General features: G+C 58.1%; 33 protein-coding genes. 9 read left to right on the top strand and 24 right to left on the bottom strand.

Going from position 1 to position 26,074, the window contains the following annotated elements; all coding sequences use genetic code 11:
- The first annotated feature begins 2 nt into the window (after positions 1-2).
- Both HZR14_RS09575 and HZR14_RS09580 read left to right on the top strand, forming a co-directional pair.
- Positions 3-2,246 carry a type B DNA-directed DNA polymerase gene (locus HZR14_RS09575; RefSeq protein WP_220132521.1) on the top strand — a complete coding sequence of 748 codons (2,244 nt, stop codon included), beginning with the start codon at positions 3-5 and terminating at the stop codon, positions 2,244-2,246.
- Positions 2,247-2,397: 151 nt separating this feature from the next.
- Positions 2,398-3,666 carry an orc1/cdc6 family replication initiation protein gene (locus HZR14_RS09580; protein ID WP_181692645.1) on the top strand — a complete coding sequence of 423 codons (1,269 nt, stop codon included), beginning with the start codon at positions 2,398-2,400 and terminating at the stop codon, positions 3,664-3,666.
- A 563-nt stretch (positions 3,667-4,229) separates the two neighbouring features.
- Here the strand turns inward: HZR14_RS09580 and HZR14_RS09585 are convergent.
- Complete coding sequence (locus HZR14_RS09585; RefSeq protein ID WP_181692646.1) at positions 4,230-4,553, bottom strand: DUF6788 family protein; 324 nt, start codon at positions 4,551-4,553, stop codon at positions 4,230-4,232.
- A gap of 137 nt (positions 4,554-4,690) precedes the next feature.
- Between HZR14_RS09585 and HZR14_RS09590 the strand changes: the two genes are divergently transcribed.
- Together HZR14_RS09590 and HZR14_RS09595 are read left to right on the top strand one after the other, a co-directional pair.
- Positions 4,691-5,617 (top strand): helix-turn-helix transcriptional regulator, encoded by a 927-nt coding sequence (locus HZR14_RS09590; protein ID WP_181692647.1) that lies wholly within the window; start codon positions 4,691-4,693, stop codon positions 5,615-5,617.
- Positions 5,614-6,417 (top strand): DUF6036 family nucleotidyltransferase, encoded by an 804-nt coding sequence (locus HZR14_RS09595; protein ID WP_181692648.1) that lies wholly within the window; start codon positions 5,614-5,616, stop codon positions 6,415-6,417. Before HZR14_RS09590 ends, HZR14_RS09595 begins: the two co-directional genes overlap by 4 nt.
- A 14-nt stretch (positions 6,418-6,431) precedes the next feature.
- Here HZR14_RS09595 and HZR14_RS09600 read toward each other — a convergent pair whose 3' ends face one another.
- The 6 genes from HZR14_RS09600 to merA all read right to left on the bottom strand — a co-directional run bounded on the left by HZR14_RS09600 (position 6,432) and on the right by merA (position 11,674).
- Complete coding sequence (locus HZR14_RS09600; protein WP_181692649.1) at positions 6,432-7,247, bottom strand: hypothetical protein; 816 nt, start codon at positions 7,245-7,247, stop codon at positions 6,432-6,434.
- Positions 7,248-7,344: 97 nt separating this feature from the next.
- Positions 7,345-8,283 (bottom strand): ArdC-like ssDNA-binding domain-containing protein, encoded by a 939-nt coding sequence (locus HZR14_RS09605; protein WP_181692650.1) that lies wholly within the window; start codon positions 8,281-8,283, stop codon positions 7,345-7,347.
- Positions 8,284-8,370: 87 nt separating this feature from the next.
- Entirely contained in the window at positions 8,371-8,718 is a 348-nt protein-coding gene (locus HZR14_RS09610; RefSeq protein ID WP_181692651.1) for a DUF8013 domain-containing protein, read from the bottom strand.
- A gap of 74 nt (positions 8,719-8,792) precedes the next feature.
- The gene (locus tag HZR14_RS09615) at positions 8,793-9,794 is read right to left on the bottom strand and encodes a DUF6610 family protein (protein ID WP_181692652.1); all 1,002 of its coding nucleotides are present in this window, start codon (positions 9,792-9,794) and stop codon (positions 8,793-8,795) included.
- A 122-nt stretch (positions 9,795-9,916) separates the two neighbouring features.
- Positions 9,917-10,132 (bottom strand): DUF8129 domain-containing protein, encoded by a 216-nt coding sequence (locus HZR14_RS09620; RefSeq protein ID WP_181692653.1) that lies wholly within the window; start codon positions 10,130-10,132, stop codon positions 9,917-9,919.
- A gap of 87 nt (positions 10,133-10,219) precedes the next feature.
- Complete coding sequence (gene merA, locus HZR14_RS09625) at positions 10,220-11,674, bottom strand: mercury(II) reductase (protein ID WP_181692654.1); 1,455 nt, start codon at positions 11,672-11,674, stop codon at positions 10,220-10,222.
- Between the two features lie 78 nt (positions 11,675-11,752).
- On the opposite strand from merA, the gene HZR14_RS09630 reads away from it, so the two are divergent.
- A complete protein-coding gene (locus tag HZR14_RS09630; protein ID WP_181692655.1) occupies positions 11,753-12,097 on the top strand; it encodes a winged helix-turn-helix transcriptional regulator in 345 nt (114 codons plus the stop codon).
- Here the strand turns inward: HZR14_RS09630 and HZR14_RS09635 are convergent.
- Positions 12,094-12,618: a helix-turn-helix transcriptional regulator gene (locus HZR14_RS09635; RefSeq protein WP_181692656.1), complete on the bottom strand. Its 525-nt coding sequence runs from the start codon at positions 12,616-12,618 to the stop codon at positions 12,094-12,096. The genes HZR14_RS09630 and HZR14_RS09635 overlap by 4 nt on opposite strands.
- A gap of 579 nt (positions 12,619-13,197) precedes the next feature.
- Here HZR14_RS09635 and HZR14_RS09640 point away from each other — a divergent pair.
- Complete coding sequence (locus HZR14_RS09640) at positions 13,198-13,710, top strand: DUF2269 domain-containing protein (protein ID WP_181692657.1); 513 nt, start codon at positions 13,198-13,200, stop codon at positions 13,708-13,710.
- Positions 13,711-13,775: 65 nt separating this feature from the next.
- On the opposite strand, the gene HZR14_RS09645 is transcribed toward HZR14_RS09640, so the two are convergent.
- The 3 genes from HZR14_RS09645 to HZR14_RS09655 all read right to left on the bottom strand — a co-directional run bounded on the left by HZR14_RS09645 (position 13,776) and on the right by HZR14_RS09655 (position 15,892).
- Complete coding sequence (locus HZR14_RS09645) at positions 13,776-14,978, bottom strand: hypothetical protein (RefSeq protein WP_181692658.1); 1,203 nt, start codon at positions 14,976-14,978, stop codon at positions 13,776-13,778.
- 81 nt (positions 14,979-15,059) lie between these two features.
- Positions 15,060-15,206 carry a hypothetical protein gene (locus HZR14_RS09650; RefSeq protein ID WP_181692659.1) on the bottom strand — a complete coding sequence of 49 codons (147 nt, stop codon included), beginning with the start codon at positions 15,204-15,206 and terminating at the stop codon, positions 15,060-15,062.
- On the bottom strand, positions 15,206-15,892 hold the full coding sequence (locus HZR14_RS09655; protein ID WP_181692660.1) for a DUF6166 domain-containing protein: 687 nt from the start codon (positions 15,890-15,892) through the stop codon (positions 15,206-15,208). The genes HZR14_RS09650 and HZR14_RS09655 overlap by 1 nt, the downstream gene beginning before the upstream one ends.
- A 259-nt stretch (positions 15,893-16,151) precedes the next feature.
- Between HZR14_RS09655 and HZR14_RS09660 the strand changes: the two genes are divergently transcribed.
- Together HZR14_RS09660 and HZR14_RS09665 are read left to right on the top strand one after the other, a co-directional pair.
- Positions 16,152-16,460: a hypothetical protein gene (locus HZR14_RS09660; protein ID WP_181692661.1), complete on the top strand. Its 309-nt coding sequence runs from the start codon at positions 16,152-16,154 to the stop codon at positions 16,458-16,460.
- A 126-nt stretch (positions 16,461-16,586) separates the two neighbouring features.
- A complete protein-coding gene (locus HZR14_RS09665; protein ID WP_181692662.1) occupies positions 16,587-17,951 on the top strand; it encodes a restriction endonuclease in 1,365 nt (454 codons plus the stop codon).
- A gap of 13 nt (positions 17,952-17,964) precedes the next feature.
- Here the strand turns inward: HZR14_RS09665 and HZR14_RS09670 are convergent, their stop codons facing one another.
- The 5 genes from HZR14_RS09670 to HZR14_RS09690 form a co-directional block, all read right to left on the bottom strand.
- A complete protein-coding gene (locus HZR14_RS09670) occupies positions 17,965-18,537 on the bottom strand; it encodes a hypothetical protein (RefSeq protein ID WP_181692663.1) in 573 nt (190 codons plus the stop codon).
- Positions 18,538-18,620: 83 nt separating this feature from the next.
- Positions 18,621-19,016, bottom strand: coding sequence for a DUF7567 family protein (locus HZR14_RS09675; RefSeq protein WP_181692664.1), 396 nt, complete (start codon positions 19,014-19,016; stop codon positions 18,621-18,623).
- A gap of 78 nt (positions 19,017-19,094) precedes the next feature.
- The gene (locus HZR14_RS09680) at positions 19,095-19,460 is read right to left on the bottom strand and encodes a DUF7568 family protein (RefSeq protein WP_181692665.1); all 366 of its coding nucleotides are present in this window, start codon (positions 19,458-19,460) and stop codon (positions 19,095-19,097) included.
- 2 nt (positions 19,461-19,462) lie between these two features.
- Entirely contained in the window at positions 19,463-19,954 is a 492-nt protein-coding gene (locus tag HZR14_RS09685) for a DUF7995 family protein (protein ID WP_181692666.1), read from the bottom strand.
- A gap of 149 nt (positions 19,955-20,103) precedes the next feature.
- Positions 20,104-20,328 carry a FaeA/PapI family transcriptional regulator gene (locus HZR14_RS09690; RefSeq protein ID WP_181692667.1) on the bottom strand — a complete coding sequence of 75 codons (225 nt, stop codon included), beginning with the start codon at positions 20,326-20,328 and terminating at the stop codon, positions 20,104-20,106.
- Positions 20,329-20,479: 151 nt separating this feature from the next.
- Here HZR14_RS09690 and HZR14_RS09695 point away from each other — a divergent pair, with 151 nt between their 5' ends.
- Complete coding sequence (locus HZR14_RS09695; protein WP_181692668.1) at positions 20,480-20,743, top strand: HalOD1 output domain-containing protein; 264 nt, start codon at positions 20,480-20,482, stop codon at positions 20,741-20,743.
- Between the two features lie 6 nt (positions 20,744-20,749).
- On the opposite strand, the gene HZR14_RS09700 is transcribed toward HZR14_RS09695, so the two are convergent.
- The 8 genes from HZR14_RS09700 to HZR14_RS09735 form a co-directional block, all read right to left on the bottom strand.
- Positions 20,750-21,175 carry a DUF8025 family protein gene (locus HZR14_RS09700; RefSeq protein WP_181692669.1) on the bottom strand — a complete coding sequence of 142 codons (426 nt, stop codon included), beginning with the start codon at positions 21,173-21,175 and terminating at the stop codon, positions 20,750-20,752.
- Positions 21,176-21,245: 70 nt separating this feature from the next.
- Positions 21,246-21,908 carry a DUF6735 family protein gene (locus HZR14_RS09705; protein WP_181692670.1) on the bottom strand — a complete coding sequence of 221 codons (663 nt, stop codon included), beginning with the start codon at positions 21,906-21,908 and terminating at the stop codon, positions 21,246-21,248.
- A 197-nt stretch (positions 21,909-22,105) separates the two neighbouring features.
- Complete coding sequence (locus tag HZR14_RS09710; RefSeq protein ID WP_181692671.1) at positions 22,106-22,438, bottom strand: HalOD1 output domain-containing protein; 333 nt, start codon at positions 22,436-22,438, stop codon at positions 22,106-22,108.
- A 127-nt stretch (positions 22,439-22,565) separates the two neighbouring features.
- Positions 22,566-22,946 carry a hypothetical protein gene (locus HZR14_RS09715; RefSeq protein WP_181692672.1) on the bottom strand — a complete coding sequence of 127 codons (381 nt, stop codon included), beginning with the start codon at positions 22,944-22,946 and terminating at the stop codon, positions 22,566-22,568.
- 49 nt (positions 22,947-22,995) lie between these two features.
- Positions 22,996-23,190, bottom strand: a complete 195-nt coding sequence (locus HZR14_RS09720; protein ID WP_181692673.1) for a DUF8012 family protein — start codon at positions 23,188-23,190, stop codon at positions 22,996-22,998.
- Positions 23,191-23,328: 138 nt separating this feature from the next.
- Positions 23,329-24,204, bottom strand: a complete 876-nt coding sequence (locus HZR14_RS09725) for a hypothetical protein (RefSeq protein ID WP_181692674.1) — start codon at positions 24,202-24,204, stop codon at positions 23,329-23,331.
- A 93-nt stretch (positions 24,205-24,297) separates the two neighbouring features.
- Entirely contained in the window at positions 24,298-25,230 is a 933-nt protein-coding gene (locus tag HZR14_RS09730) for a transcription initiation factor IIB (RefSeq protein WP_181692675.1), read from the bottom strand.
- A 295-nt stretch (positions 25,231-25,525) separates the two neighbouring features.
- A partial coding sequence (locus HZR14_RS09735) for a hypothetical protein (protein ID WP_220132522.1) occupies positions 25,526-26,074 on the bottom strand: 549 nt, incomplete at its 5' end.

Genomic DNA, 26,074 nt, shown 5'->3' on the forward strand with positions numbered 1-26,074 from the left:
AGATGCCGTTCAGCATCGACTTTCTGGACGATGGTCGCGTCTTGGAGTGGGAGCTAACCGCCGACGGCGCCGTCGCGACCGAGCGCGATGATTACACGCCGCGGTTCTACATCGCCCCTCGCGATCCCGACGCCGACCTCGATCTCACGACACTCCAGTCGGTGTACGACCAGCACCCGGACGTCGTCGCGACCGAGATGGTTTCACGGCGGCCGGGCTTTCGACGAGACGAAGAGCCCGCCCTCGCGGTCGACGTCGCCCACATCGACCGCGTCACCCCACTCGCCCGGCAGGCACGCCAGCTGTCGGACTATCCAATCGGGGATCTCGCCTGTTTCAACGTCGACTTCTCGCGAGAGTTCCGGTACTGTCTGGAGACCGGCGTCGATCCGACGCCGGCGAGCGAGCTGTCGACACTCCGGCTCAGCGTTCCGCTGACCGAAACAAGCAACGACATCTATGGGGAGCTGTCCGTCGCCGGCGACACCGTCACCGGCTCGCCGACGGATATCCTGACCGCCGTCCAGGGGATGCTCGACACACACGACCCGGACGTCCTGGTCTGCTCGACGAGCGAGATCGTCCCGACTCTGTACGAGATGGCTACGGACGCCGGCGTTGAGGACTTCTCGCTGAGTCGGTGGCCGGACGTCGACTACCAGCAGCTCGCGAGTCGGTCGACGTACTCGAGCTACGGCCGTGTCGGCCACTCGCCGGCGCGGTACAACGTACCCGGCCGCGCGATTATCGACGAGTCGAACACGTTCTTCTACGGGGAGACGAACCTTGACGGCGTCCTCGACCTCGTCTCACGGTCGAAAAAGCCCGTCCAGGAGCTCGCGTGGGCGTCGATCGGAAACGTGCTCACCGCGATCCAGATCTGCGAGGCCCACGACCGCGGCGTCCTCGTGCCGTGGAACTCCTGGCGCCACGAGTTCTACAAGCCGATGGGGACGCTCCACGACGCCGACCGTGGCGGGTTCATCTTTGCCCCCGAGGTCGGACTCCACGAGAACGTCCACGAACTCGACTTCTCAAGCCTCTACCCGAACATCATCTGTACGCGAAACGTCTCACCGGACGTCATCCGGTGTGACTGCCACAGCAACCGCGACGATGTCCCCGGCCTCGGGTACTCGATCTGCGAGGACCGGGGCTACCTCGTCGACGTGCTGCAGCCGATCATCGACGCTCGCGACGAGATTAAGGCGGCCATCCATCGCGAGAAGGATCGAGACGACTCCGACGAGGACCGGCTGGCAGAACTCGAGGGGCGGTCGGGAGCGCTGAAGTGGATCCTCGTCGCGTGCTTCGGCTATCAAGGGTTTAGCAACGCGAAATTCGGCCGCATCGAGTGCCACGAGGCGATAAACGCGTTCGCTCGCGAGATTCTGCTGACGGCGAAACAGCGGCTGGAAGCCGGCGGCTGGCGCGTCGTCCACGGCATCGTCGACTCCATCTGGGTGACCCCGGACCCCGACGTCGACGACGAGGATCGCGAGAACCTCGAGGCGCTAGCGATGGAGATCACCGAGTGCGTCGAGATTCGGCTCGAACACGAGGCCCATTACGACTGGGTCGCGTTCATCCCGCAGCGCGAGAGCGACACCGGCGCGCTGACGAAGTACTTTGGGAAGGTCGCTGACGCCGAGGAATTCAAAATTAGAGGTATTGAGGCCCGCCAGCGCTCAACCTCGCCGTTCATCGAGGACGTCCAGCGGTTGTGTATCGAACGATTCGACACAACTCGCTCTCCGGAGGCAGTTCTCCGTCATCTCGAGAAGGCAATTGAGAGACTTCACGTGGGAGAAGTGTCGATAGGAGAGCTCGTCGAACGGAATCGTGTCTCCAAGCCACTTGAAGGATACACTCAGCACACGCAGAATGTGGCGGCGCTCGAACGGGCTCGCGATCAGGACCTCGCCGTCCACCCAGGCCAGGATATCGAGTACGTGGTCGTCGACGACGAGAAATTCTCACGGGACCGTGTCGCTCTCGTCCACGAAGAGATCGAGACCTACGACGCCTCGTACTACGAGACACAACTCGTTAGAGCTGTCGAGAGTGTGCTATCACCGCTCGGCTGGGATCAAACAGAAATCCGGCGGATACTCTCCGAAACCCGAGAGATGGAGCTAACGGAGTTCACGTTAGATAGCGATAGCAGCCCTCTATCGACTTATTCGGGTTACTCCCACACTAAGTCGACGGTATCTCGATCGAAGGACAACTGTCACCTGGATTGAGTAAAAACGCTAGTGGGCGACGGAATCAATCCCATTCACACTCCGGGGGTGCTCCGTTTCAGTAAGACCCCCCGGAGTGTGAATGGCGAGGTTAAATCAATCACACCGAGGGTGAGTAACCTATATGTGAATGGGGTGAATTGGTCCGTCTATGCCAAACAACGAATCTACGCAAACAACCGTTGACGAGATCTTAAATATCGATGAAGGAAATGGCGAAGATGAATCGGATATTTTTGAGAAACCGTGGTTGCTCGAAATCGATAATGTTCCTGATGCCAATCGGATCGTCGGTCGTGACGATCACATCACGTTCTTGGCAAAGAATCTCCGAAAGATGCGGACAAATAGCGTCCCGGATAACGTTCTGGAGTGGGGTGAAACGGGGACGGGGAAGACACTAGTTGCAAGACACGTCTGTGAGCGCCTCGAAGCAGCAACTGAAGGAACGGACTCCCCGATCGTTACTGCGTACATTAATCCGGATCCCATCTCTACGTATACCTCCACCTTCCGAAAGATCGCAGAGCAGGTGAACGCTAAAGCAGAGAACCCGCTTGACGTCCCCTATCAAGGCCTCTCAGCAGAACATTATCGAGATCAGAAGTTGTGGCCCGTTGTTCAGAGGGAATTTTCTGGCGGTCTCGTCGTCATTATCGATGAAATCGACAAGCACGGCGAAGTCAACGAAGTCCTCTACACACTATCACGGACACAATCAAAAGACGACGTTGATTTCCCAGTCCTTACAATCGGGATTTCGAATGACATCGAATTCAAAGGAGAAATCGAGTCACGGGTTCAATCGACTCTCCAGCCAGAACACCGAACGTTCACACCATACGAAGAAGATCAGCTCATTGCAATCCTCGAAAATCGTCGGGACGCATTTTATGACGGTGTCCTCGATGACGAGGTGATTCCAACCACAGCTGAACTTGCAGCTGAAGAACACGGTGACGCTCGACGCGCAGTCCGATTGTTCCGGAATGCGGGCGAGATCGCCGACGAAGAAGGCGACGATATCGTGACCGCGAATCACGTTCTCGAAGCTGACGAACTCGTCGAAGTTGAGCTCTTTATGGAGATGGTGAAAGGGACTCCGTTGTCCGGAAAATTACTCCTGTTTGCTCTCACACGTCTGGACCGGAATAACCCAGAGAAAGAATGGTTCCGGACGTCAGAGATTCACGAGGTTTACCAAACGGTTGCACGGGATGTTGAAGTAGAGCCGAAGGGGTACAACCGTGCGCTCGAACTGCTGAATAAGCACGTGACGACAGGAGTTCTCGAATCGAAAAAGAAGGAAGGCGGAGATCAGGGGAAGTTCAGGTCGTACTCGCTCCAAGGTGACGTAGAGAGTACACGAACTGGACTGATCAACTCAACGCCAGAACTTCAGACGTTGATGGGATGGTGACACCCCCACCCCACGGTGTGAATGGTCCACCATAGCCTACGACGGGTGTAGATAGAGCCGGACTCGAGCTGTAGAAGCTGACTCGTTCGTCTGAAGAACCTATTACGGCACGCAGAGCGGCTTACACGTTCTGTCACGGTAGCTGACCCGGTCCGCTACTGCACCGCACCGCAACTATCGTTATCTTTATTGTACAGTAACCAAAACAGCCCACCGAGTAGAAGTACCCTATGAGGTGAGGCCTTGTGCCGAAGCCGAAGCTTCGCCACTGAGGCGAGAACTCTCCGTACGGTGTGAGGACTTCTGCTGTTAAGGACTTCTTAATCGCGGTACCCTGGGTGGTGGGCCATTCACACTGAGGGGTGTGGGGGTAAACGAAGCTTAATTTATCCACGTGTTGTTATGGCTTCTATCGGCGTAAAGTCTCGTCAGTGAGTAGTCGTTGGTAGCCCATTCACACCGAGGGGTGTCGGGTAAACCGATCCCATTCACACTCTGGGGGGTGTCATCTGCTATGCTACGAATCTCGCTGAAACGAACATCAGGCTACAGTTCAATCTCGTCTACTTGTCGGGATTTACCGGCCCTTTGTACTTCGATTTTATTTTTTCGCCCTCCCGCCACTGCCAGTAGTAGTAGCGATTGTCGTTGATCTCTTTGATCGTGATCGTTGCCTTCGTTGGAACGTCGTCTGGGAGGTCGTCAGGTCGCTTTTCGATCTCGTCCTCCGTTGTCTCTTCCTCGAGACGGGCCTTGCGTTCCTTGTGTTCGGCTAGCTCTTCGGCGTACGTGGCAATGTCACGGAGGTGCTCCGGAGTGGACTCGTTGAGCGTATTGACCAAATCCGTCGGGAGGTTCATCGGCGGGGTCGGTGGTTCGAAAGACATCGGCTGTTGCCTCTGTTAACCAACAAGAGCCGACAACCCATAGTTTTGTTGGTTAAGTTAGCAGCGTCGACCCGAATCCGCTGTCTGTAACATTACTCGCAACTTCTTTATATACAAGTTTCGTACTATGTTACACCATGCTTCGGCGCATCGAACTCGAGGTTCTCGCTACCGTCGAACGCGGCGACACGATCTCCGAGATCGCGACGAAGCTTGACCACAGCGAGAGCTATCTCTCCCGGGCTGTCGCGGATCTCGTCGAGAAAAGCCTCGTCTACACGGAACGCGACGGTCGCCGAAAGCGGGTCGTTCCCTCTGATAGCCGGGCCGTCGAAGTCTACCAGGACCTCGTCCGCCAGCACTCCCACATCGACTTCCCTGAGCTGTTGACCGGCAAGGCCTTCGAGGTACTCTACTACCTCGATCAGCCGCGAACCGTCTCCGAAATCGCCGACAAAAGCAACAACTACCGCAACACGGTCAACCGAGTTTTAAAACGACTTCGCGACCGTGGTCTCGTCGGCACGGACGACAGCCGCTACGACTTCAACGCCGACTTCGACCGACTCAATGAATTCGCACGCGAACTGACGCACCATCTTCACCGACAGAGTCTCGAAGCGGTCGCCCCGAATGGCACGATTCTCTGGGAGGATCACGACGAATTTCTCGCGCAGACCGAGACGGAGGTTGACGCGGAGAACTTCCACGAAACCGGCCTCGCTCGGTTCGCGGCGTTCGACCTCCAGTTTCTGTTGACCCGCCACCGCTACTACCTCTACTCCGAAGACGCAGCGAAAATCTCGCCGGCGGAACTCTGCTGTCACACGCTGCTGATTGACGACGACAGCCGCCACCGCTCGTACTGCCTCCTGTTACTCACCAGCGTCGACATCGACGAGAACGATCTTCGAGAGCAAGCGGTGAAATACGGCCTCGAAGAAGAAATCGACGCCCTGCTCCGGTACCTCGAGACGCAGGGAGGGATCGAGGTCGACCGCCTCCCCGAGTGGTCCGAGTTCCAGAAGCTGGCAGCAGACTACGAGGTGCCACTACCCAAATGAGACCAACATTCGGCCGCAAATACATCGAGAACGAGTTTCAGCGAATCTCAGATGGCCTGTCTGACCCGCTCACGGTTTACCTGATCGGTGGCGGCGCGATGTCGCTGCGCGACCTCAAGGGGGCGACGAAGGATATCGACCTCGTCGTCGCGGACGGCGACGCGTACAGCCAGCTGTGGGCCGTCTTGATGGACCTCGGATATTCGGAGGTGCAATCGCTGGAAGCCGATTACCGGGCGCTGGGTGCGACCAGCTGCGTCGAGAACAACGATGGGTGTCGTCTCGACATCTTCAACCAGCAGGTCGCGAACAAACTCGTGCTGACCGAAGGGATGCAAGAGCGCAGCGAGCCGTTCCTCACCACGGATCGACTGACGGTTCGGCTGGTCAGTAACGAAGATATCTTCCTGTTTAAGATGATCGCAGGTCGCGACGACGACATCGAGGACATGAATATGCTCGTGCAGGCTGGCCTCGAATACAACGTCGTCCGAGATGAACTCGAAGCGCAGATCGACCGGCTCGGCGACGACCAGTTTGCCACCTTCGCGAATGAGGCTCTGATCGAACTCGACGAGCGATACGGGGTGACCACACCGATCGAGGATCGCATCCAAGAGCTGACGAACCGATACTACCGCGGGCTCGAAGTCCTCCAGGCACTCGATGAACCGATGACCGTTGACGAACTGGCAGCTGATCTTGGAATAGACATCGATGAAGTCCGGGACAGGATCGCGTATCTCGTAGAATACGACCGAGTACGCCAAGAAGGCGACACAGTCAGTCCGGTGGAGTAGACCGGTCTCCACCTCTAGTCAGAAGGAAGGCGACCATCTGGGCGGGGAACACGTCCCCGTTTGATCTCGTGATCCACTCGACGCATGTGCTTGCAGCCCCCCTCAGGTGTTCGCTGCTGCCAGTCGGGACAGGTACATGACTCGCTGATGACGTCGACTTCGTACCAACGTCCAGACGCGGACTGCACCTCGTATCGACCACCTTTCGAAAGCAGCGAGACGTCCATCGCTTCATTGACGGCGCGCTGGGTCCGTGGCTCGAGGTCGTCCTGTGACTGTGGGCCATCGTCGACGACCAGCCGGTCGCGGACGTCGCCCGTTCGTCCACCGTCCGTGGCGACGGCTTCCGCAGGGCCACTGAGCCGCTCGTGGAGAATGTCCTCGACCGAATGCCCTTCCGGCCAAAGGTAGTGGACTTCGCGACGATCGCGATGGTCGTAGGACCCGCACGCGGCTGCGCTGCCAGTCCAAACCCGCCAGGCACCAAGCGCGGCCATCACGTCGACAATCGTCCGTGGAACCGTCTGGTGGTCGTCCGGAAAGAACACTCGGAAGCGGGTACACGCTTCTTGTGGCGGGACGGTCTCCCACCAGTCTTCGCTGGAGCCCCAGCTGTCGCACATCGCTTCGTCGCTGCCGTAGCCGACAGTGACGCCGTCTATCGACGTCCAGTCCGTCGGCAGGTGGTCTGCCTGTCCTTCGAGCACTCGGAGGACGGCGTATCGAAGATACTCGTGGGCTTGGTTGTCCGCCGTTCGAGCGACCTGGTCATGCTGCTCGGCAACGTGCTCGGCTTCCTCGAGGACCATCGTGAGATAGCGATCAGTCATGATTCGACGGAGGTCAGATTGCGCCTCCGCCCCTCGGCGGGCGCTGAAAAACTTAACCAACGAATCGGAAGGGATCCTCTGTTTGTTGGTTAATCGATTAGGGAGTGGGCGAGTTTTCGAGGACGTCGATGAGTTCTTCTGCCGTCCGACTGATCCGCCCAAGCCGCTCCCGAACGACCTCGGGATCGTCTGACTCCCACGCAGCCAGGTAGAACGCCGACCCACTGGTATCGAGCCCGCAGTAGCGCCCGATGACGTAGGCTACCGCCTCGGCCTCGACTTCACGTTTCGACCGTTCGGTGTCGTCGTCAACGTCGAAGTGGAGCAGGGCGTGCGCGTACTCGTGAATCAGCGTCCGGACGAGGTCGGCGTCGTTCTCCCGGGCGCGAACCTCGACACGCGGCTGCATATCGACGAGACTGAGCTGTTCGCAGATCCCCTTCGCTTCACCATGCGTCCACTCGCCTTCAGGAACGATCCGAACCGTCACACCGAGTTCATCCGCGATATCGGTCAGCCGGTCGACGAGGTCGCCGGCGTCACCGGTTGCTTCAGTCTCGAGTTTGGGGAGCGGTTCGCCCTCGGTCTGGGAGACGTCGAACACCGGGGCGGGCTTAAACCCGACCAGGCCCTTCGACCACTCCTTGGGGGGCGTCTCGTCGTAATCGCAGTCGCTTTTCTCGTGATAGTTCGGCGAGTTCTCGCACTCAGGGCACTGTTTCGTGATAATCGGTGCCCAGATCCAGATGGCCGACTCACCTTCCTTCACGTGCCGCTCGAACTCCTCTTGCCAGGTTCGGTAGCCCGCCACGCGGGTCGCCTCGGGACACTGGTGTTTGATCAGGAGCGTGTTTCGATACGAGTAGTCATGGAAGCGACTCTGCACATCGAGCCACTCTTGGAACTCCGCGCTGGCTTGCGCGTCGTCGACGCCGTCGACGAGGTCGTCAATCCACTGTTCGATGGTACTGTTCATCTCGTCCGATCGCGTGTCGGTCTGATTGAAGGAGACCGACGAGTCACTGGTTGTAGCCATTATGTTCACCAAATCGAGTTTACTGCGACTGTGGCAGTTCAGAACGCGCCGCACGCCTTCGGAGCGTACAAAAAACCACCCTCTCGGTTACCGGAGTTCGTGGGTTTCGTCAGCGAAGCCGAGCGTGACCAGGTACTCGAGGAACTCGTCGAACCGTTCGACGTCACTAGGCGTCTCGGTCGCCAGATGACGCGTCCATTCGATGGCCCACCGGAATGCGGGATCCGATCCGCCCTTACCATGAATGTACCACCAGCGAGCCGCCTTGAGAACGACCAGTGGGTTTGTCGGCGGCTGCTCGCTCGCTAGACCATGGGTAATCGACTCGATTTCCGCGGGCACTTCGGCTGGCTCGATTTCCCCGGATTGGGTGTTCGAGATATCGATTGGGATCTCATCGACTGAAACGCCGTCTGCAGTTTGTTGCTGACTCACGGGAATTCACCTCTGGAGAAGACTCACGAACGAGCCTCCGCCCTCTCCCGGGGCTCGAAAAACAGAACGCTGCGTTACGCTGGCGGGATGTAGACGCTCTGCTCGCCGGCGATTTCCTCAAGGTTGTTTCGATGGCGGTGTGAAAAGTAACACTCGTAGCTACAGTATCCACAGACTGCCCCGGTATCGTATTCGGCGACATAGGGGCCACGACGAGTTCGCCAGACGTTCGTCCCGCACTCAGTGCAGGCGGCCTGCTCAAGATCAGCTGGTTTTGGTCCCTTGTACTCAACGTTCAACCCGTCGTCTTGCGGTGTCGATTCAGGCCAGATACCGTGGGATTTCCAGAATTCACGGATTCGGGCGAGACTATGGCGCACCGTCTTCCGAACGGTGACGTGATCGGCGTCGCGACCGCTATCGTCCCAGCCGTTCGCCGTCCAGAACTCGCCGAACTGCGCGCCTCGATGAATCCCGTTCCAGTCGACGCCAACGATGTCGGCCGGCGGGTCGTCCGTGAGCGTCGGTCGGGTCAGCTGCTGGATAACGTCGAACTGTTTGAGTGGGCTCCCACCGAGGATGTGGACACGACGGCCGCGCCAGTCTGTCGGATCGGAGAACTCGTGCGCCAACCGGTCAGCGTAGCCACGCGAATACCCAAGAACGATGTCCTCGGGAATCTCGTCGATCACCGCTTGGCACTTCGGGACGATGATGAGTTCGGCCCCGGGGTAGCTACCCTGAATCTCGCGAGCGGCAGCGACGTGGTCGTCGACGTCAGCAGGTTCGTAGATGTCGCCGATGACACCGACCTGTGGCTCGTGCTCGAAGAACCGATCGACGAATCGATCCAGATCGGGATTTCGGAAGTCGTTGTCGAGCATTCCGACAGGAATCTTGAGGTTCAGGTACTGGCCTGTCTGATACCCACAGTCCTCGCGAAAGCCGGGAAGGAAGCCGAGAGCAAATGCATCGGCGACAAACGGCGCTCGATGAAGGAACGCTACGTGGTTAGCTTGTCTGGCGGCGGCGATTTCGCTAGTCGTGCTGGCGTTAGCACTCAGATCGAGGGACATGACTGGATTCGCGAGGCCGGTGTTGGCTGCCCCGCACCCCTTCAGGGAATAGAAAAACGAGGCAACGCGAATTAACCAACAATCGCTGAAGATCTGCGCAGTCTGTTGGTTAAGAAAGGCGCTTACTCTTCATTCTCACGTAGCTCTTCGGCTCTCCACTTGAGCCGTCGCAAAATCTGCGTCCGATTCTGGTGGGCGTTCTCGTAGGCAACACACTCCCGAAGCGTCTCCATATCGGGGATCGTCGCGATTCCAGCGTCAATTAGGCGTGTGTTCGGTGCTTCTAGACGTTTCTCTGGGGGAAACTCATCATTCTCTCCATCGTCAGTTGTCTCCATCTCAGAAGGCCTCTACCTCTTGAGGGCCGACAAAACAACACTCTGTGCGACGTGGTCTTTCTAACAGATCTTGTTCTAACCCGACGCTTACTCGATACAGCAACTCATCTTTGACGTGTCCCTGCGGAACGACTGGCAGGCCTGTTTGAACGCTTCGGAGAACGTCGGGAACGGATGAACTGTATCGATGATGTCGTCCACGGTCAGTCCGAATTTCACTGCCAGCGTAGCTTCCATAATCATGTCGGCGGCCCGGGGGCCGACCATGTGGACGCCAACGATCTCGTCGGACTCGTGGTGTTTGACGACCTGAACGAGGCCATCGGTATTCTTGACGGTTTTCGCTCGAGGGATGTCCGCCATCTTGACGGTCCGACAGGAACAGGTGCCGTGTTTGTCCATATATTCCTGTTCGGTCGTGCCGACAGCTGCGATCTCGGGGCTGGTGAAGACGACTGCGGGGACGGTGTCGTAGTGGATGGTCACGTCCTCGTTGCCGAACGCGTTCTTGACAGCGTGGTTGCCCTCCTTGGCAGCGACGGTTTCGAGTTCGGGGTCGCCAATTACGTCGCCGGCCGCGTAGATGTCGGGGTTGGTCGTCTGGAAGTGTTCGTCGACGCGGATCGCTCCGTCGACCACAGTCTCGACGCTCACCGCCTCTAGGCCGATACCTTCGCTGTTGGGCTTCACGCCCGTCGCGACGAATAGTGCTTCGGCGGTGAACGTGCGGTTCCCGCCGTTGACGACCGTTTCCACTGCGACGCCTTGCTGGACCGTTTCGGCACCACCGTAGGTCGCCGTCGTTCGGATCTGTTGGAAGTCGTTGCCGGACACCACGTCGATACCCTCCTCGTGGAAGGCCCGCTGAATTTCCCGACCGAGCTGCCCTTCCATGTCCGAGAGGACGTGCTCGGAGCGTTGGAGGATCGTGATATCGACGCCGCTACGATGGAGGATCTGACCCCACTCAAGGGCGATGTACCCACCGCCGATGATGGTGATGCTCTCGGGGAGTTCGCGTTCCTCGAGGATGGTCTCGCTGGTGTAGAACTCAACGTCGTCGAGGCCGTCGATTGGTGGCGCCCACGGTGAACTACCGGTCGCGACGAGTGCCTTCTCCCCAGTGATGTGCGCGCCCTCGTCAGGGCCGTCGACGACCTCGATAGTTGTGTCGTCGACCAGCTGGCCGTAGCCCTCGTAGATGTCGGTCTCGAAGTGCTCGGCGACATCGACGTAGTTCTCTTGGCGGAATCCCTCAACGAGGTCGTCGGTTCCGTCGAGGGCATCCGCCCAATCGACGGTCGGCGCTTCGGTGTACGTGACGGCGTCAAAGGGATTCTCCGACGCCGAGGCACTGTTTTCGGCGACCGCCAGCAGATGCTTGCTCGGGACACAGCCGACGTTCACGCAGGTCCCGCCGATCGGCAGGCCCGTGTTCACCATCGCCGACGAGAGGTCTCGCCGGCTCGCTTCAGTGATCGCAGCGAAGGCTGCGGCGCCACCGCCTATAATCACGAGATCATAATCATACGTGCTGGTCATTTGTGGCTATACTTTATGACGGGAAGTTCTTATACTTCGAAGTCCAAAGTTATGGAGTAGGTTCGAGGCTACAAAGCTATGGCAGATACCACCGCAGACACGCCTGTGTGCGATGTCGAGGGCACGTGCTACTGTCCGCTCACGGGCGTTATCGACACGCTGAGCCGGAAATACGCGATGCAACTCGTCAGCATCATCGGGGCGCACGATACGCTTCGGTTCGCGGAGATTGAGGAGCACCTTCCGACGGCGAGCACCTCGACCATCTCCAAACGGCTCGATGAATTCGAGGACGCCGGACTGATCTCTCGAACTCAGTATAACGAAATCCCACCGCGTGTCGAATATGCGCTCACAGAAGAAGGAAGTGAGGTTCGAACACGATTAGAGCCACTTCTCGAGTGGGCGACGGAGAATCGCTAAGCAACTTCGGGCACGCTAGTTGCCTCCTCGAGTAGGGTTCCCGGATACAATCGATAGGTTCGTCCTTGTGGCTCGCGGTAGATGAGGCCGCGGTTACGTAATGCTTTCAGAGTTTGGCTGACTTTTGCATCGGAGAAATCGCTCCGACCGACGACTTCCACTTGAGTGATACCGGGTGTTTCGAGGACCGGCTGGAGAACCTGTTGTTCGTCCTCTGGGAGAATCTCGAGATGAATCTGTGGTTCAGTATGTATTTGGCTGGCGATCGAGGTGTATGCTCTTCCGAATACGAGAAGCCCACCTACCGCGACGAGAGTCGTGAGCCCCCAGAGTATGATCCCGATATCGTGTAAAGATGGCTGCAGATGGCCGCTCAGGGCAAACAGGATATGTATGATTCCGTGGATGCCGATGAGAGCCACCACAACCACTATCAAGAGTGCGGGCCCCCGCGCCAAATTCGATACACATGGAAGCCGATCCCTCCACAAGGTCGAAATCTGCATGGGTTCGTATGACATTACCCGAACGATGGTCGAGAGACGGCTTAAACATGAATAACTGGCACTCAATCCATTTACGCTATCACGAGCACTGGGGACGATAGCGCGGGAAACCTCAAAATTCCCGCGCGGTGAAACGTCCTATCGAAACGACGCCCTCAGAGTGCCTGATAAACCATTTAGCGATTTTTCCACAGTCAATTCACACCCATACTTACTACACCCACTTAGTCAAATATAGTGACCCGAAGAATGATTATGCAACACATGGAAAAAATCACCGTTCACGCACTCTGTTGGGCATCGTGCTCGGTGATTATCACATGACGGATACTTCTCCCTCCTCCGACGAAACACCGCCCGGCATGCCACGCTGGGTGAAGGTGTTTGTGCTCATCGTAATCCTCCTGATCCTGCTGGTTCTCATCACCATGTTTGCTCTTGGTGGTGACCACGGTCCTGGACGTCACGCCCTGGGATGCTGACAGGAATTATCCTGTTGAGCTCACGGCCCAGCCGTGAGTTCCCTACGACTTGGAGCGATACGACGGTCGGTGACGTCATGCTGTCCGAGGATGGCCACTGATGACATATGTAATGTCACAACGCGTTCGTAAGTTCGCGCTCACCGTACACATCATGTTCTCGGTCGGCTGGATCGGCGCGGCCGCTGCCTATCTAGTGCTCGATGTTACCGTTGTGACCAGCCAGGACGCACAGACGTTGCGCGCTGCCTATCTCGCAATGGAGTTGATCGCCTGGTACGTTATCGTCCCCTTGGCCCTCGCCACATTGCTAACCGGACTTGTCATGTCACTGGGCACCAGTTGGGGACTATTCCGGCACTATTGGGTCCTAATCTCACTTCTGCTGACTGTTTTTGCCGTTATCGTCCTGCTGGTGGAAATGCAGACAATCAGCCACTTGGCAACCGTCGCATCGGATGCGACGACGTCCAGTGCAGATCTCCGCGCACTGTCGAGTACACTACTCCACTCCGCTGGCGGCCTTGTCGTGTTGCTCATGGTTCTAGTGCTGAATGTGTACAAGCCGCGGGGTCTCACCCCCTATGGGTGGCGTAAACAGCAGAAGCAACGGGAAGAATCGTAGACCTAGACGCAACGACAACTTGAGTGGCTTCGATTAAGCAAATCGAACTCACATTTTTCCCCGAGTTAGCCTCTCGCCTCTTGGAACCGATCGCGTAGCGCGTCCTCGCGCTCCTCGAACTGGTCAACCTTCTCCTGCAGATCCTCGCTGACACGTTCGATACTCGCAAGCGCCCGCTCGCCGGCGAGCGACGCCTGCGATCCGTCGTCACCCGCCTCCAGCTGCTCTTCATAGGCTCGTTCGACGCGCTCGATCGCCCCCTCTGGATTGAACAGGATGTCGTTAGCCGTGCGGACGTACTGATCGAGGGACGCGCCTTCCTTGCCCTGGAAGAAGTGAGTGAGCGCGTATGTGGCACCGGAATGCAGCGTCCACATGTCGATCTCGAAGGGTGAGACCGCATTTGCTTCCGCATCGCTCGCGGCACGCTCGGCCAGGTAGTCAGGGAAGCCCAGCAGGCTGTAGAACTCCGTAACGGTGAACGGAAGCTCCGAGAAATCGAGGTCGATGTCTTGGGCGTCCCGGATGAACTCGAAGAGATCGTCGGCGACGAGTTCGACCTGCGCGAGGATCTCCTCCCACCACGTCCGGAAGTTCCCCACGTCGCCGACGTGCTTGATGACCTCCTTGTCGGTGAGCGAGCGCATCGTGTTCGAACAGTAGCCGTCCTGAGCGAAACCCTCCACGTAGACCGCGTGCTCGCCGAAGAAGTCGTAGCCCGACGTGACACCCATCGTGATCGGGTCCGATCGGCCAGGGAGGCGGACCTCGAGACCATCGAACATAATGTCCATGTGGACCTCACCCCCGCCTCGGTAGCGTCGAATTTCCCCGAACATCACGTCACCCAGCGGTGCCCCATCGATGGTCTCCTCGCGAAGGACCTCTTCTAGCGGGCCGTACACGTCGACCGGGTTGATGATTGAGTACGAGTCAGTAGGGATGTGAAACAACGGGTCCGTCTCGGTGTCTTCTTCTCGTGACTGCGAGCGAGCTCGATTTGGCTCGACGAGCGCGTTGAAGCGTTCCGTCTCAACCCATTTGTCGGTGAAAGGGTTCTGGTACGCCACAGTGGTCTCGACGGCCTGGGGGAGATCTCGGACCGCCTCCGCGAACGTCACGGTGTCTGTCCCCCCGCGACGCTGTCGATACCACTCAGGAAGTTCGGTGTCGGTACGCCCGTCGACGCCAGCGAAGATGGTTCTGGCTTCTGGGTCTTTCATTTCGGTCACCTCGAAGCAGGAACGCTCGTCGATCCGCGACTGCATGGTCTCGCGCCCTGCGCCCCTCTGCCGGGCGCAAAAACAACTTCTTGTAAACTAACGCCTGATCTGGAGAGCGTGCTCACGTCATGATTGGATGTCGTCGGTGGTCTGGTCCCGATCCCTCTCCTGGCGGTCGTTATATCGCTCCAGTTCGCGACCGACCTTTTCGAGAGCATCGACACCTCGCTCGACGAGCTGGTAGGTCGCTCGCGACAGCCGTAGCGTTTCCATCAGTGCTCCCCCTCCGCCGGCTCGAGGAGTTCGTTACTCTCCGAGGCGAGATCGCAGATGGCCTGTTCGACGTCGCCGTCGACGGTGACCGTCCGACTCGCCAACGGCGCCGGATAGGCTCGATCTCCTTGGCTACACAGGATGATGAGCCACTCGTCGACGCCCTCTCCGAGTACGATGTAGTGGTCGCGATCATTCCGCTGGAACACTCGTCGATCGGGTCGGGAAACAGTCCGCCAGTTCGCAGGCAACGACGGCGCCGGCAGACCACCGTCCGGAACGGGGACGACGTCGTCGGTGATAGCTCCGAGCGCGGCGTTGATCTCCTCCCCGGTGAGGTGCCAGCACTCCGCGGGTCCGGCACACTCTAGATGACTGACCACCTGATTCCGGAATTCGATGTAATGCTCTCGAACGAACTGCTCGTCGTCGTAATAGTCGAGGAGGAGCGCACAGGCGAGCTGTGCGGGCCCGCTTCCGGTATATCCCCACTCGAAGCCACCCGGACTGTGGTTGACGAGCTTGAGGCTGCGCTCGAGGGAGAGCCGCCGATGATCCGCGAGGTTCAGGACGACAGTGTTGCCGTCAACACGAAAGCCGACGTATTCGACTGTCTTTCGGTAGTTCTGAGCGAGCTGTTCTGACTGTACTCCTTCTGAGGGTGTTGGCGGTGCGTTCGCGTTCATCGATGTTTCGCGGGAGGGCCGATACCCCCGCACCCCTCTCGGGGGTTCAAAAACAGCCCGAGTAAACCGGTCGGTAAGCTTTTGATTGAATACGCTCCAGTAGACGTTGTCACGTTTTCTCGCAGTCCCGGGTGCAGCTGTTGATCACTGATCGCTCGGTACGGACGTGACCACTTTCGTTCAGCGTGCTGACCGTTGCTCCCGCGCGGCTGCGGGAGGACGGGACAGCACAATTATGAACTCCGATGGTATCCCACCCATGGAACCGCTCGCACCACTCGTTGACCGTATGCGTGCCCTCGCGGCGGAGGAACTGCCAGCGCCTCGAACGTGCAAGATCCGCCTCTGGGATGATGGCACGTTCGACGTCGTCATCTATCACGGGATGGGCGACGACGAGCGGCAGTGGCTTCGATACGAGCGTACGACAGGAGAGATCCTCTGGGAATATGTCCGCGGCGCTCGCTGGGTGTCAGAATCCCTGACCGGGAACGAAACGATCTACGAGCCGGCCTATGAGGAGTCCGATGTCCGTGTTGTTGCCACCGTGAAACCGCCGTACAAATAGAAACAGAAATGGAACGACCTACTGAGACGCTAGGGGATCTCGAAGCTGACGGTAACAACACCGTCTCTCGGCCCTGAGTTCGGCAACATATTTGGTAGTCGCAAATTACGTTCCACTTATATCAGGATGGCTGTACTGGATGATCTCTCGGGGTTCGAGTTTGAGGATGTAATGGAGGACGTGTTCCGGAACCTCGGGTACGAGAACGTCCGCCAGGCCGAGCGGATAGCTGACGAGGGTCGGGACGTCATCATGGAGGAGGTCGTCGACGGCACTCGCCGTGGCATCGTCGTTGAGTGCAAGCACACCGGGACGGTCGGACGACCGGTCGTCCAGAAGCTCCACTCCGCGATCGCCACCTTCGACTTCGACGGCCCCAAACGCGGGATGGTCGTCACGACAGGTCGATTCACGCACCCTGCTCAAGAGTACGCTGAGCGACTCCAGCAGAACGATGATCCCCATCCCATCGAGTTGCTCGACGGTGAGGATCTCCGTGAGATCGCCGACGAGATCGGCTTGGATCTCTACAACGGCCGCATCGAGATCCTCTGTGACGAAACGCTCCGGCCATACGACCCGGCTACGGACGTCGACGCGCCCGTTCGGGAAGCGTTCCGCGACATCGAGAATATCGAGGCTGCCGACCTGCCGGTGCCGCACTCGGAGGTGACGTTTCGCCCGGTAGTCGCGGTCACCGCCGACACGAATGCCGTCTTCGAGACCTCTGTTGGCGTCATCCATCGAATAAACGATCGAACGCGATTCGTCGTCCACGCTGAACGAGGGCAGCCGAAAGTGGCTGACGACGATGCCGCGACGCTGGTCACCGAGAATCTTCATGCGACGGTGGAGCTCGACCCGGGTCAGTTCGAGGAGGTGTTCGACGGCCTCGAGGAGCGTCGGTTCGGGCAGACACAGACCGAGTACAAGGAGTGGGCCGTCGACCGGCTGCGGGAGTACCACACGACGACGGTGACATACACCGGCGACAACAACGTCACGTACAACAAGACCTGCGAACCGAACCGTTCGGATATCTCGGTGCAGTCGATCGAGCCGGTATACCTCCCCGAGGTTCGACACACGACCGACATTCTGGACTACACCTACTCCTACGAGTACTACGCGGCGGGGCCCTCGCGGGTGACCTCCGAGGACGGAATCCATCGCTGCGTTCACTGCGAGATGAGCGACGTCGACGAGACGTACACTTATTGTCCCAACTGCGGGGCGATTGCCTGCGACAGCCACACCAAGACCGAACGGCTGGAGGGAGAGCCGGTCTGTACGGGGTGTGCGGTCACCGAGCGGTTTGCACTGAAGACGAAGTATTTCTACGACGAGGACAACCTCGAGGCGTTCCGCGAGGAATACGCCGCGATGCCGCTTCACGAGAAGGCCATGGAGAACAAACTACTGGCTGGGGGAAGCGTGGTCGCGACGCTCCTGGTCACCATAGGCCTGCTCATGCTCGTCGGCATCATCTAGACCAGTTACACACTCACGCCGGCTCAGCGACCAACTCTGCGAGTGCGTTCTCCAACGATCCGTGGAACTGCCAGCTGGCCCGCTCGAAGGCCTCCTCGGTCGGGCCATCCCATCTGGGGAATGCGGTGTGGCCGCTCACTTTGACTGTCCACTCGGCCGGCTCCTCGAACGGATTCCGGGTCGGGAGCTCGACGACGTAGAGGTATTCTTCGTCACCGTGGATACCGTCTGTCGGGTTCTCAACGCCGTGGCCGAGCAAGAACAGCGGCTGGTCCAGATGTTCCATGTTGGCCGGCTCGAGGAGATCCGAGGGCTGAGCGGCGTGAATGCTCCGGTCACGCCCCTCATCGACGTACAGGGTCATCGTCGAAAGCGTGTCGAGAAACAGGAACTGAGCCGCGGCGTACGCTGGCCCGCGCTCTGTTCGTGTTTCGTCGAGCAGTTGCTTCAGTTGAACGAGATCTCGAAGGACGCTGTCGGGATAGCCGTCCGAGTGTCGGTAGATCTGTGCGATGCGGTTAGTTTCAGACTGTTCACCTGTCGTCTCGCTCCGTTGGACGAATCGGAGTTGGCTCCGTGTTGACATCGATACTCTCCGGCGCGTGTGCGCCGGCACCCATCGCCGGCGCAACAACAACGATCTCACAATCGCTGAAGAATCGAATTCCGCTACGCCAGATGTGACACCGCTTCTGGCTCTTCGACGTCGTCGAACTCACCACGTTCGACCGGCTCCCACTCCTCGCCCGGCTTAGGACTCCACCAATCGACCTCGTAGCCGCCCGGTGCGCCGAGTATCTTCACTCGCGCTGACCCATCTGGAAGATCACGACGGAGTTTCTCGTCGACGTGGAGGTTCCAGGTCGTGTCTGTGTCGAAGCGCGCAATCACGGCATCTTCGTACCCGTGATCCTCCAGGGGTTCCTGGAATTCGACCCGCGTGTTGCAGTTCTTGCAAAACACCCCTTCGAAGGGAATGTTGGTGAATACCTCGTGCCCGCAAACAGGACACCAGAGGAACTCGAACAGTGCCTCACTGTGTCGGTCGAGTACTTCGAGACTCATTGGTGGACTGACCCGGCTTGATCGGGTCAATTTCTCTTGCCCGATCGAAAAAACAACTCCAAGCGCGTGTTCGTACAGTCAGCGCTCGGCCCCGTACACGATTTGTGAGGGGGCTTCGTATCCACAGTTCCGACACTCGTACCAGCGCTGGACTTTTGCGCCGTCAGCCGCTTTCCCACCGATAACGATAGCCTCGTTCAGACACTCTGGGCAGCTTAGCTCGGGCGCTGGCCTGTCCCGAAGCGCATCCCGGAACGTGGTCGCCTCCTTCGTCTCGTACCCTCTCGACCAGACCGGGTAGCCATCGACGAGGATCGCTCCACGCCATTTGTAGCGGTAGGAGTCAGGGGCTCGATGCAGGATAGCTCGAGCGCCAGTTTCGGTGTTCCGATACCTAAGCGCCGGCGTACGGCTCTCGCGCCGCCAGTTGGTGATTCGGGGCATTGTTAGAAGTGGACGTCCGCAGGCACGATCCAGGGGTTCTCGATTTCCTCGAGGATTCGATCCAGCTGCTCGCGATGACGGATACCGCTCGCGTGCTCGGTGTACAAGAACACCGTCGGCCCGTCGTATGCGCCCACTTGGTGGAACGCATGCCGAGCGAGATCTTCGTCGCGCATGATCTCCTCGTCAGAGAACTCGTCGAGTGCCTCCCTCACCCGTTCGAGATTGCGCTCGAATTCCTCCTTCGTTGCTTCCCAGCCCCGATCGAGTAACTCCTCCCCATCGTCGGAGTCGACGGGGACTGCAGTCGGGAGATCACCCCAACGCGCCTCACCAGCGACGGACGTATCCTCTTCGTCAAAGGTGACGTAGTAATCAAACACCGCACAGGAATACGGATCGGCTCCGACCAACCGATCGAACACCGTCTTTCCGGTGGCAAGCGCCTCGTCTTTCGTCGATGCCTCTATCAGTGCGTATATGACCATGTGCATCTGTTTCACCTCGGAACGCCGACGCACTCCTTTGGTCCGGGACGTTACATCTTAATGCGCCGGCACCGCTCGCCGGCGCGGTCACAAACTATCCAGAGATTAAGGAGAGCGTTCGACCGTTTCGTGTTGATGAACGGAATCTGCAGTTTTCATTCTGATGGCAACCACCAGACAAATCGTTTGCCTACGTCCTTTTTATTGAGACGTCCTTCCTGTTCAAGTGCCTTGAGCCGACGTCGAGCCGTCTGGAGATGGTAGTCGAAATGTTCTGCGACTTCTTTCGTCGTTACGACCTCGTTGGACTCCACGAACGTCAGTAATTCATCGTCGGAGTGTTGTTTCTCAAAAGGTCCACTACGTTCATCGTCTGGCATACAACGTAGAGGAACTATTGTTGGTCCGGTCTCTTATGTGGATTTTATATGTACAACAAAGCTATGTACAACGTGCTTTTTACAACAGGCATGTTGGAACATACTTATTTGAGTTTGCAGTCACAAGAATAGTAGCAGGGAACGGTATCGAATGACGTACGAGGCCACGTTTGACCCAGACACTGAGAAAGCTAGTACGGCGGTATTGAGAGCATTGGGTAGAGCGAACGGCGTCAAACCGATCGATATCCGCCCACCCTTAGCCGAGAGTATCGATCCCGACGCACTCGATATAATACTCAAACAGAGCTACAGAGAGGCGACACAGGTCGTATTTACGCATGCTGACCATCGAGTTATTGTAGAGGCGCACGGACGCATACTCATCGACGACTCGAAAGAGGACACTTCCTGACCGCCTTCAGGGTGACCTCGTACTTCGACAAACGCTGATCGTCAGATTGCCCGATTCGTAGTCTGTCTCGTGGTCGACCGCGAACACGTCCGATTCGTACGCCGCGTGATACGCTCGATGCAACTCGAGCGACCCAGTCGCCTTGAAGTGAAAGAACGCAGCTGCGGTGTAGGGTTTGCTCTGGGTCTCAATCTGCGTCTCGACCGAGGCTGGGAGTGCGATTTGGGGCGTGTCGGTGTCGATACTCGACGCGAATCCTTTCGCTTCGTCGACGGTTGCTCGTGAATGCGCTGGTGTCTCCCCGGTTAACACGTTTATCGGCGTCTCCGTGTCGTCAGTGAACAGGACATCTTCGAAGGTTCGCGTCCCGAGGATCGCGTCGGGATCCAACTCGCAATCGTGGAATGGATCATCGGCTGGTTCTTCGGTCATCGAATCATGAGCCAAAGGGGGCTCAGTCCTTTTGCCCCCGAAAAACAGCCACTGCCTCGAAGCAGATCGCCTACGAGTGTCCGACACTCGCACTTTCGAACGGCGATTCGCCGGTCGGGATGAGCAATTCCTGTCGATCGCTGACCCATTCGGCCAGCTTCCGCTTGAGATATTGCCTCGCCGTCGACGGTGTGAAGACGCCCTTGTCGATCATGTCGCCTACGACGTCCTTGAGAGCCTGGAACTGGCCCTGTAGATGGCCGTCGCCGACCGGCTCACCGTCGTACCAGCGCACGGTAGCGAGCGCGCCGTTCCCGACCGTCTCGTCTTGTTTGATCGTCTCCGAATCGTACTGCAGACCGAACCATAGCGTCCGATAGGCGGCTACCTCGAATGTCGTCGACACCACGTAGAACGCCTCGTGATGCAGGTAGTCGAGATGATCGGCGACGATTTCGTCGAGGGAGAGTCCCGTAGCTCGAGGTTTCGGATCGACGACGGTCGACGGCTGATTATCGCCGGCGAAGTAGCCGTCGACGGCATCTGCCTCGAGGCCATCTACTAGGTCTGCGAGAAGCTGTTTCGCCCACTTGGAGTCGGTCTCCTCGCCACCGAACGGCGACTCAGCCGAGATTCGGTGCTTGAGCTTCAGGTTCGCTGCGCCCCAATGGCTGTAGTGGAGCGTGTACTGTCCGTCTGTGCGTTCGTACGCAACAAGTGCGCGGTGTCCCATCGAGCAATCACCTCACGGGGCGACCGCGACTGGATCGCCCCGCACCCCTCCCGGGGGACGAACAACTCTACCAGTAGTTGCTAGCGAGGCTTCTTTATTCGGGATGAGTACTGAAATTGGGGCGGCTAAATCGGTAAGTGGAGCTGCGAATGAATCAGCATCTCTAGCCACATAGAGAAGCCGTGTTAGGCGATGGTCTACTCAAAGACCGGTTCTGGTTCGGTGGGTTGAGTCGCATCACAGACGCGGATACGACCGTCGGAGCGGACGAACACGTTCCACGTGTCTACGCGAAAACTGAGGAGCGTGTCACCGTTCTTGACGCCATCAGAGGGTTCAAACAGCGCGTTAAGGGCGTCCGGGTCAACGTAATCGAACAGTGGTGGGAGTTCAGTCGGATCAACACCGGCAGCGTCCGCCAGAGCCCGTAAAACAGCCTCTGTAGCAGAGCTATCATTCTCGAAGTCGTATTCCGCATCAACGACCGGTGTGCATCCACGATAGACAAGTAGTCCTCCCCGGTTGACCATGGTACCTTGACTCACTCAATCTATAAATTGTTGTCGTGAGGATATGGGTGACATCATGTCCTCGTTCTGTACTGACCGGCTGTTTCAGCTCTCACTCTAAATAAAGAAACAGTATCGGAAACTACTGCTACTCGTCGATCGGGTCGGGGGAACTGAGGTCCGCGTGGAGGACTTCGCCGTGGCGAACGACGTACCGCTTTGCTAGAACCGGGAACCGACACTTCGTGAACCCCGCTGTCTGGATATCGAGTGCCTCGTCGGCTTCGAGGTGGCCAGCCAGTTCTCGCAGGAATTCGTGAGTCACGATCCCGCCGTCGTAGTCCGGGAGGCCGCTCTCCCGCGCACCGTACACTTCAAAATCGCCGTATCCCCAGATGGAGAACTCTCCGTCCTCAGTAACTTCCCAGTTGAGGGTGCCAAAACAGTGGTTCTCACAGAGCTCACGAACTATCTGTGGATCGGTGACGACTGCACTACTCGATGTCGTCGCTGCTTGGAGCGTGGCCATAGGTTACTCGCAGGGCGTATATCGCCCCGCGCCCCTGTCGGGGCGATAACTACTCACCACACCCGCTCGGCGAGGTTTCCGCAGCCGTTCGGTCTGCTCTCGTGAGGGGGCTGGCATCCTCAAGGATGGCTCTGGCACGGTCAATTTGCTCGCGATCGTCGTCCTCCAGCCGTTCGGTGTCGATGCTGTTGAGATTGCTGAGCGCTCGATGCAGCCGATACCCAGGTGTGTCCCGCGGATCCATTGGAAGCGCCTCGCCGATTTATTGGCGCAGAAAATCTCGAGGGGGTCGGCGGTGTGTCCGCGATCAATTACAACTGATTAACCAACGCTGGACTTGATAGGATGGAGAATGTTGGTTAAACTGGATGGCCGGCGGTAGTCACTCTGGAACCGGACCGAAACGAGCTGTCCCGCAGGCCTGACACTGCCAAATCGGGTTCCCGTCCCAGGCCTCTTCGGGGAGTTGTTCGTGGCCGCTGAAGCGGTGAGGCGTCGTCTCTTCACAGCGTCGGCAGTGAATGTGCTCAGTGTTCGACCTCTGGTTCTCCCGGCGTTTCGTTCGATTTTCAGTCGGGTGCTGCTCGGCTCCGAGTATCGGGATCAGCCACCGTTCACCATCCGCGGTATCGGTCCAAGACTCGATCTGCTCTCTGTTCAGAACGCTGCGGCCGCTCTCATCATACAGCCGCGGAAGCGATCGTTCCCCATTGCCGTGGTCACTCTCATCAGCGCGGTCAATATGCTTCGTCGCCACCGACAGGAGCTTCCGACCCTGCTCCGTCCCGATGCGGACTGCTGCGGGAAGCTCGCCCCACGTGTCGTGGAGAGTAGCTGCCGGTGTTTCGGCTACGTCGTCGATAAGCTGGGAGTCCTCGAGTGGATTCGCCCTACGCCGCTGGAGGAGCGTACACGCCGCTGCTCCTTTCGCGAGTGCTGTGTAGTCGCACGTTGCTTCAACGATGGCGAAGATGACCCGCGGAACGGGGGTCGGGGCTGTATGCTCGTCGCCGGTCGTACCGACCGACTCAATATGGTGCTCGAGACAGGTGGTACACTTGCGTTGCTTCGCTGAAATCGGCTGTCCACACCCTCGGCAGGCCTTCGACGTCGACTCGTCCGCGTTTGGATAGCCCTCACTATCGAGCCGATCGTGACCTCCGTGTCTCGAATCAAGATGGTGATCCGGGACGTGGGTGGCTTCCCCACGGGGCTGAAACGCCTCTCGGTCGAGCTGTCGATTCGATTTCCCCGTCACGCTGACGGGTTCACCCGTCTTCGTATTTAAATCTCGGTGAGAATAGCAATAGAACATCGAATAGCAATCGGTGAGTTCTGCTTGATCGACCACTCAACAATACCGCTCTACGAGCGTGTTGTGATGCGTTCGGATCGTCACCGGAGTGGTATCAGCGACCTTCGCGAGATCCGTCTGCGTCACGTAACACCCCGTCTCTTGGGCTGCCGTGTACAGGCAGGCGGCTGCAAACCCCGTCGGTTGCACACCCGTTACGACGCCGTCGCGCTCAGCCACTTCCGCGAACTGTTCGGCTTGTCGACGAACCCGATCTGGCAGTTCTAGCGCCGAGGCGAACCGCCCAACGAACGCCGCCGGCTGCATCGGTGGTGTCGGGAGGTTGAGCTCTCTGTTCAGGACCTTGTAGGCGTTCCGGAGGCTCGAGAACTCACACCGGGCGTACTCCTCGACGTCGTCGACGGTCCAGGTCAGTTCGTTACAGCGCGACGCGCCATAGACGCTCGCGGCGGCCATACTGTCAATCGAACGCCCTCGGAGCAGATCCTCGTCCTGTGCGCTCCGGAAGAGTTGACACGCCTGATTACGGACGCCCTCACCGAGCTCGAGACAGCTCGCGATCCGTCGGACCTCACCGAGCCCGTGCGCTAGATTCTGTTCCCACTTCGAGCGCCATCGTCCTCGTCGTTGCTCGCGACGGAGTCGGTGGAGCTGTCGGCGCTTGTCGCCTGACAGGGTGTTTCCATTCGCGTCGGTGTTCCGGCCGATCGTCGTCGAGAGGCCGCGATCGTGACGGGCTGGGGTGAGGGGAGCACCGGTTCGTTCCGGGTTCGATTCCGCATCCCCGTAGTCCCGCCACTCTGGGCCGTGGTCGATCGGTTGTTCATCGATGATTAGCCCACAGTCGTCACACACTGTTTCGACCGTGTTAGTCGTCACGTGACCGTTACACTCGGGGCACTGGCTTCCCTGCTTGTCGGGCTGTACGTCCTCGTCAAACGTCGTCTCGTAGATGTCACTGATCGCCATACGAATCACCAACTGAAGTGCTCGTGACTGCGACGAGCCCCTCACCCATCGAGGGGCTCAAAAACCACTTACTCGCGGTATTGCGGACTGCCGTCTACCGCATTCGGAAGAAATGCAGAGGTCTGTCGAACGAGCATTTGAGCTTTCATTTACTCGCAGCGTTAAAATCCACGTTCAATACTTCAACTCCCGAGTAGAACGTTCGACAGGAGGACGGAAGTTCGTGATAGTGCTTTTTACTCGGTGTCGGGTGGTGAGTTCACACTCTCAAATTTGATTTCAAGAATAAGTCTCGTTAGAGATGATCTTCCTTAATAAGTGAAATACGATCTGGATCTGGATTACCACGGTCTTCAACAGCGGTTAGCAGTCCGTCAATTGTGTTGTTCATCGTATTATTCGTGCTATTCTGGTTGAGATAACTTTCGATCCGAGTGAGTATCGCGTCTTCTGACTCTGTAAAGTCGGGGCAGTCTGAGAGCAAATTGAAAATTGAGCGAGCCTGTTTCGTGTTAGCATCTCCAATCGCATTCACCATGATCTCAACGCAGCGCTGTAGTTTTCCTTCGCTTAGCTCGCCATGTACACTGTAAATGACCGTTACAAGTTCTTCTGGAGGGAGCGATTCATCTTCCAATGCTTCGATGATCGCATCAGCCAACTGACGTTGGTACCGTGGTTCCACGTCACCGTCGATTGCCTCCCATACTTCTTTGAAGGCTAGATAATCACCCGACGTACGCTCGTCAATAAACGACTCCAGTCGATCGATGAAGGTCTGCTGATCACTCTCTTCAATCTCACTATAAACGATGGCAACTGCCATCAAGTAGGACTGCCGATA

The organism is Natronomonas salinimetallica, from assembly GCF_013839515.1.
Taxonomy (GTDB): domain Archaea; phylum Halobacteriota; class Halobacteria; order Halobacteriales; family Haloarculaceae; genus Natronomonas.

Coding starts and splice junctions, on each gene's coding strand:
- HZR14_RS09580 (WP_181692645.1), top strand. CDS start 2,398: ATGCCAAACAACGAATCTACGCAAACAACCGTTGACGAGATCTTAAAT.
- HZR14_RS09690 (WP_181692667.1), bottom strand. CDS start 20,328: ATGCCAGACGATGAACGTAGTGGACCTTTTGAGAAACAACACTCCGAC.
- HZR14_RS09685 (WP_181692666.1), bottom strand. CDS start 19,954: ATGCACATGGTCATATACGCACTGATAGAGGCATCGACGAAAGACGAG.
- HZR14_RS09615 (WP_181692652.1), bottom strand. CDS start 9,794: ATGTCCCTCGATCTGAGTGCTAACGCCAGCACGACTAGCGAAATCGCC.
- HZR14_RS09665 (WP_181692662.1), top strand. CDS start 16,587: ATGGCTGTACTGGATGATCTCTCGGGGTTCGAGTTTGAGGATGTAATG.
- HZR14_RS09595 (WP_181692648.1), top strand. CDS start 5,614: ATGAGACCAACATTCGGCCGCAAATACATCGAGAACGAGTTTCAGCGA.
- HZR14_RS09590 (WP_181692647.1), top strand. CDS start 4,691: ATGCTTCGGCGCATCGAACTCGAGGTTCTCGCTACCGTCGAACGCGGC.
- HZR14_RS09670 (WP_181692663.1), bottom strand. CDS start 18,537: ATGTCAACACGGAGCCAACTCCGATTCGTCCAACGGAGCGAGACGACA.
- HZR14_RS09645 (WP_181692658.1), bottom strand. CDS start 14,978: ATGCAGTCGCGGATCGACGAGCGTTCCTGCTTCGAGGTGACCGAAATG.
- HZR14_RS09605 (WP_181692650.1), bottom strand. CDS start 8,283: ATGGCTACAACCAGTGACTCGTCGGTCTCCTTCAATCAGACCGACACG.
- HZR14_RS09695 (WP_181692668.1), top strand. CDS start 20,480: ATGACGTACGAGGCCACGTTTGACCCAGACACTGAGAAAGCTAGTACG.
- HZR14_RS09705 (WP_181692670.1), bottom strand. CDS start 21,908: ATGGGACACCGCGCACTTGTTGCGTACGAACGCACAGACGGACAGTAC.
- HZR14_RS09585 (WP_181692646.1), bottom strand. CDS start 4,553: ATGTCTTTCGAACCACCGACCCCGCCGATGAACCTCCCGACGGATTTG.
- HZR14_RS09650 (WP_181692659.1), bottom strand. CDS start 15,206: ATGGAAACGCTACGGCTGTCGCGAGCGACCTACCAGCTCGTCGAGCGA.
- HZR14_RS09600 (WP_181692649.1), bottom strand. CDS start 7,247: ATGACTGATCGCTATCTCACGATGGTCCTCGAGGAAGCCGAGCACGTT.
- HZR14_RS09720 (WP_181692673.1), bottom strand. CDS start 23,190: ATGGATCCGCGGGACACACCTGGGTATCGGCTGCATCGAGCGCTCAGC.
- HZR14_RS09635 (WP_181692656.1), bottom strand. CDS start 12,618: ATGTCATACGAACCCATGCAGATTTCGACCTTGTGGAGGGATCGGCTT.
- HZR14_RS09710 (WP_181692671.1), bottom strand. CDS start 22,438: ATGGTCAACCGGGGAGGACTACTTGTCTATCGTGGATGCACACCGGTC.
- HZR14_RS09620 (WP_181692653.1), bottom strand. CDS start 10,132: ATGGAGACAACTGACGATGGAGAGAATGATGAGTTTCCCCCAGAGAAA.
- merA (WP_181692654.1), bottom strand. CDS start 11,674: ATGACCAGCACGTATGATTATGATCTCGTGATTATAGGCGGTGGCGCC.
- HZR14_RS09675 (WP_181692664.1), bottom strand. CDS start 19,016: ATGAGTCTCGAAGTACTCGACCGACACAGTGAGGCACTGTTCGAGTTC.
- HZR14_RS09730 (WP_181692675.1), bottom strand. CDS start 25,230: ATGGCGATCAGTGACATCTACGAGACGACGTTTGACGAGGACGTACAG.
- HZR14_RS09630 (WP_181692655.1), top strand. CDS start 11,753: ATGGCAGATACCACCGCAGACACGCCTGTGTGCGATGTCGAGGGCACG.
- HZR14_RS09680 (WP_181692665.1), bottom strand. CDS start 19,460: ATGCCCCGAATCACCAACTGGCGGCGCGAGAGCCGTACGCCGGCGCTT.
- HZR14_RS09575 (WP_220132521.1), top strand. CDS start 3: ATGCCGTTCAGCATCGACTTTCTGGACGATGGTCGCGTCTTGGAGTGG.
- HZR14_RS09660 (WP_181692661.1), top strand. CDS start 16,152: ATGGAACCGCTCGCACCACTCGTTGACCGTATGCGTGCCCTCGCGGCG.
- HZR14_RS09640 (WP_181692657.1), top strand. CDS start 13,198: ATGTCACAACGCGTTCGTAAGTTCGCGCTCACCGTACACATCATGTTC.
- HZR14_RS09700 (WP_181692669.1), bottom strand. CDS start 21,175: ATGACCGAAGAACCAGCCGATGATCCATTCCACGATTGCGAGTTGGAT.
- HZR14_RS09715 (WP_181692672.1), bottom strand. CDS start 22,946: ATGGCCACGCTCCAAGCAGCGACGACATCGAGTAGTGCAGTCGTCACC.
- HZR14_RS09655 (WP_181692660.1), bottom strand. CDS start 15,892: ATGAACGCGAACGCACCGCCAACACCCTCAGAAGGAGTACAGTCAGAA.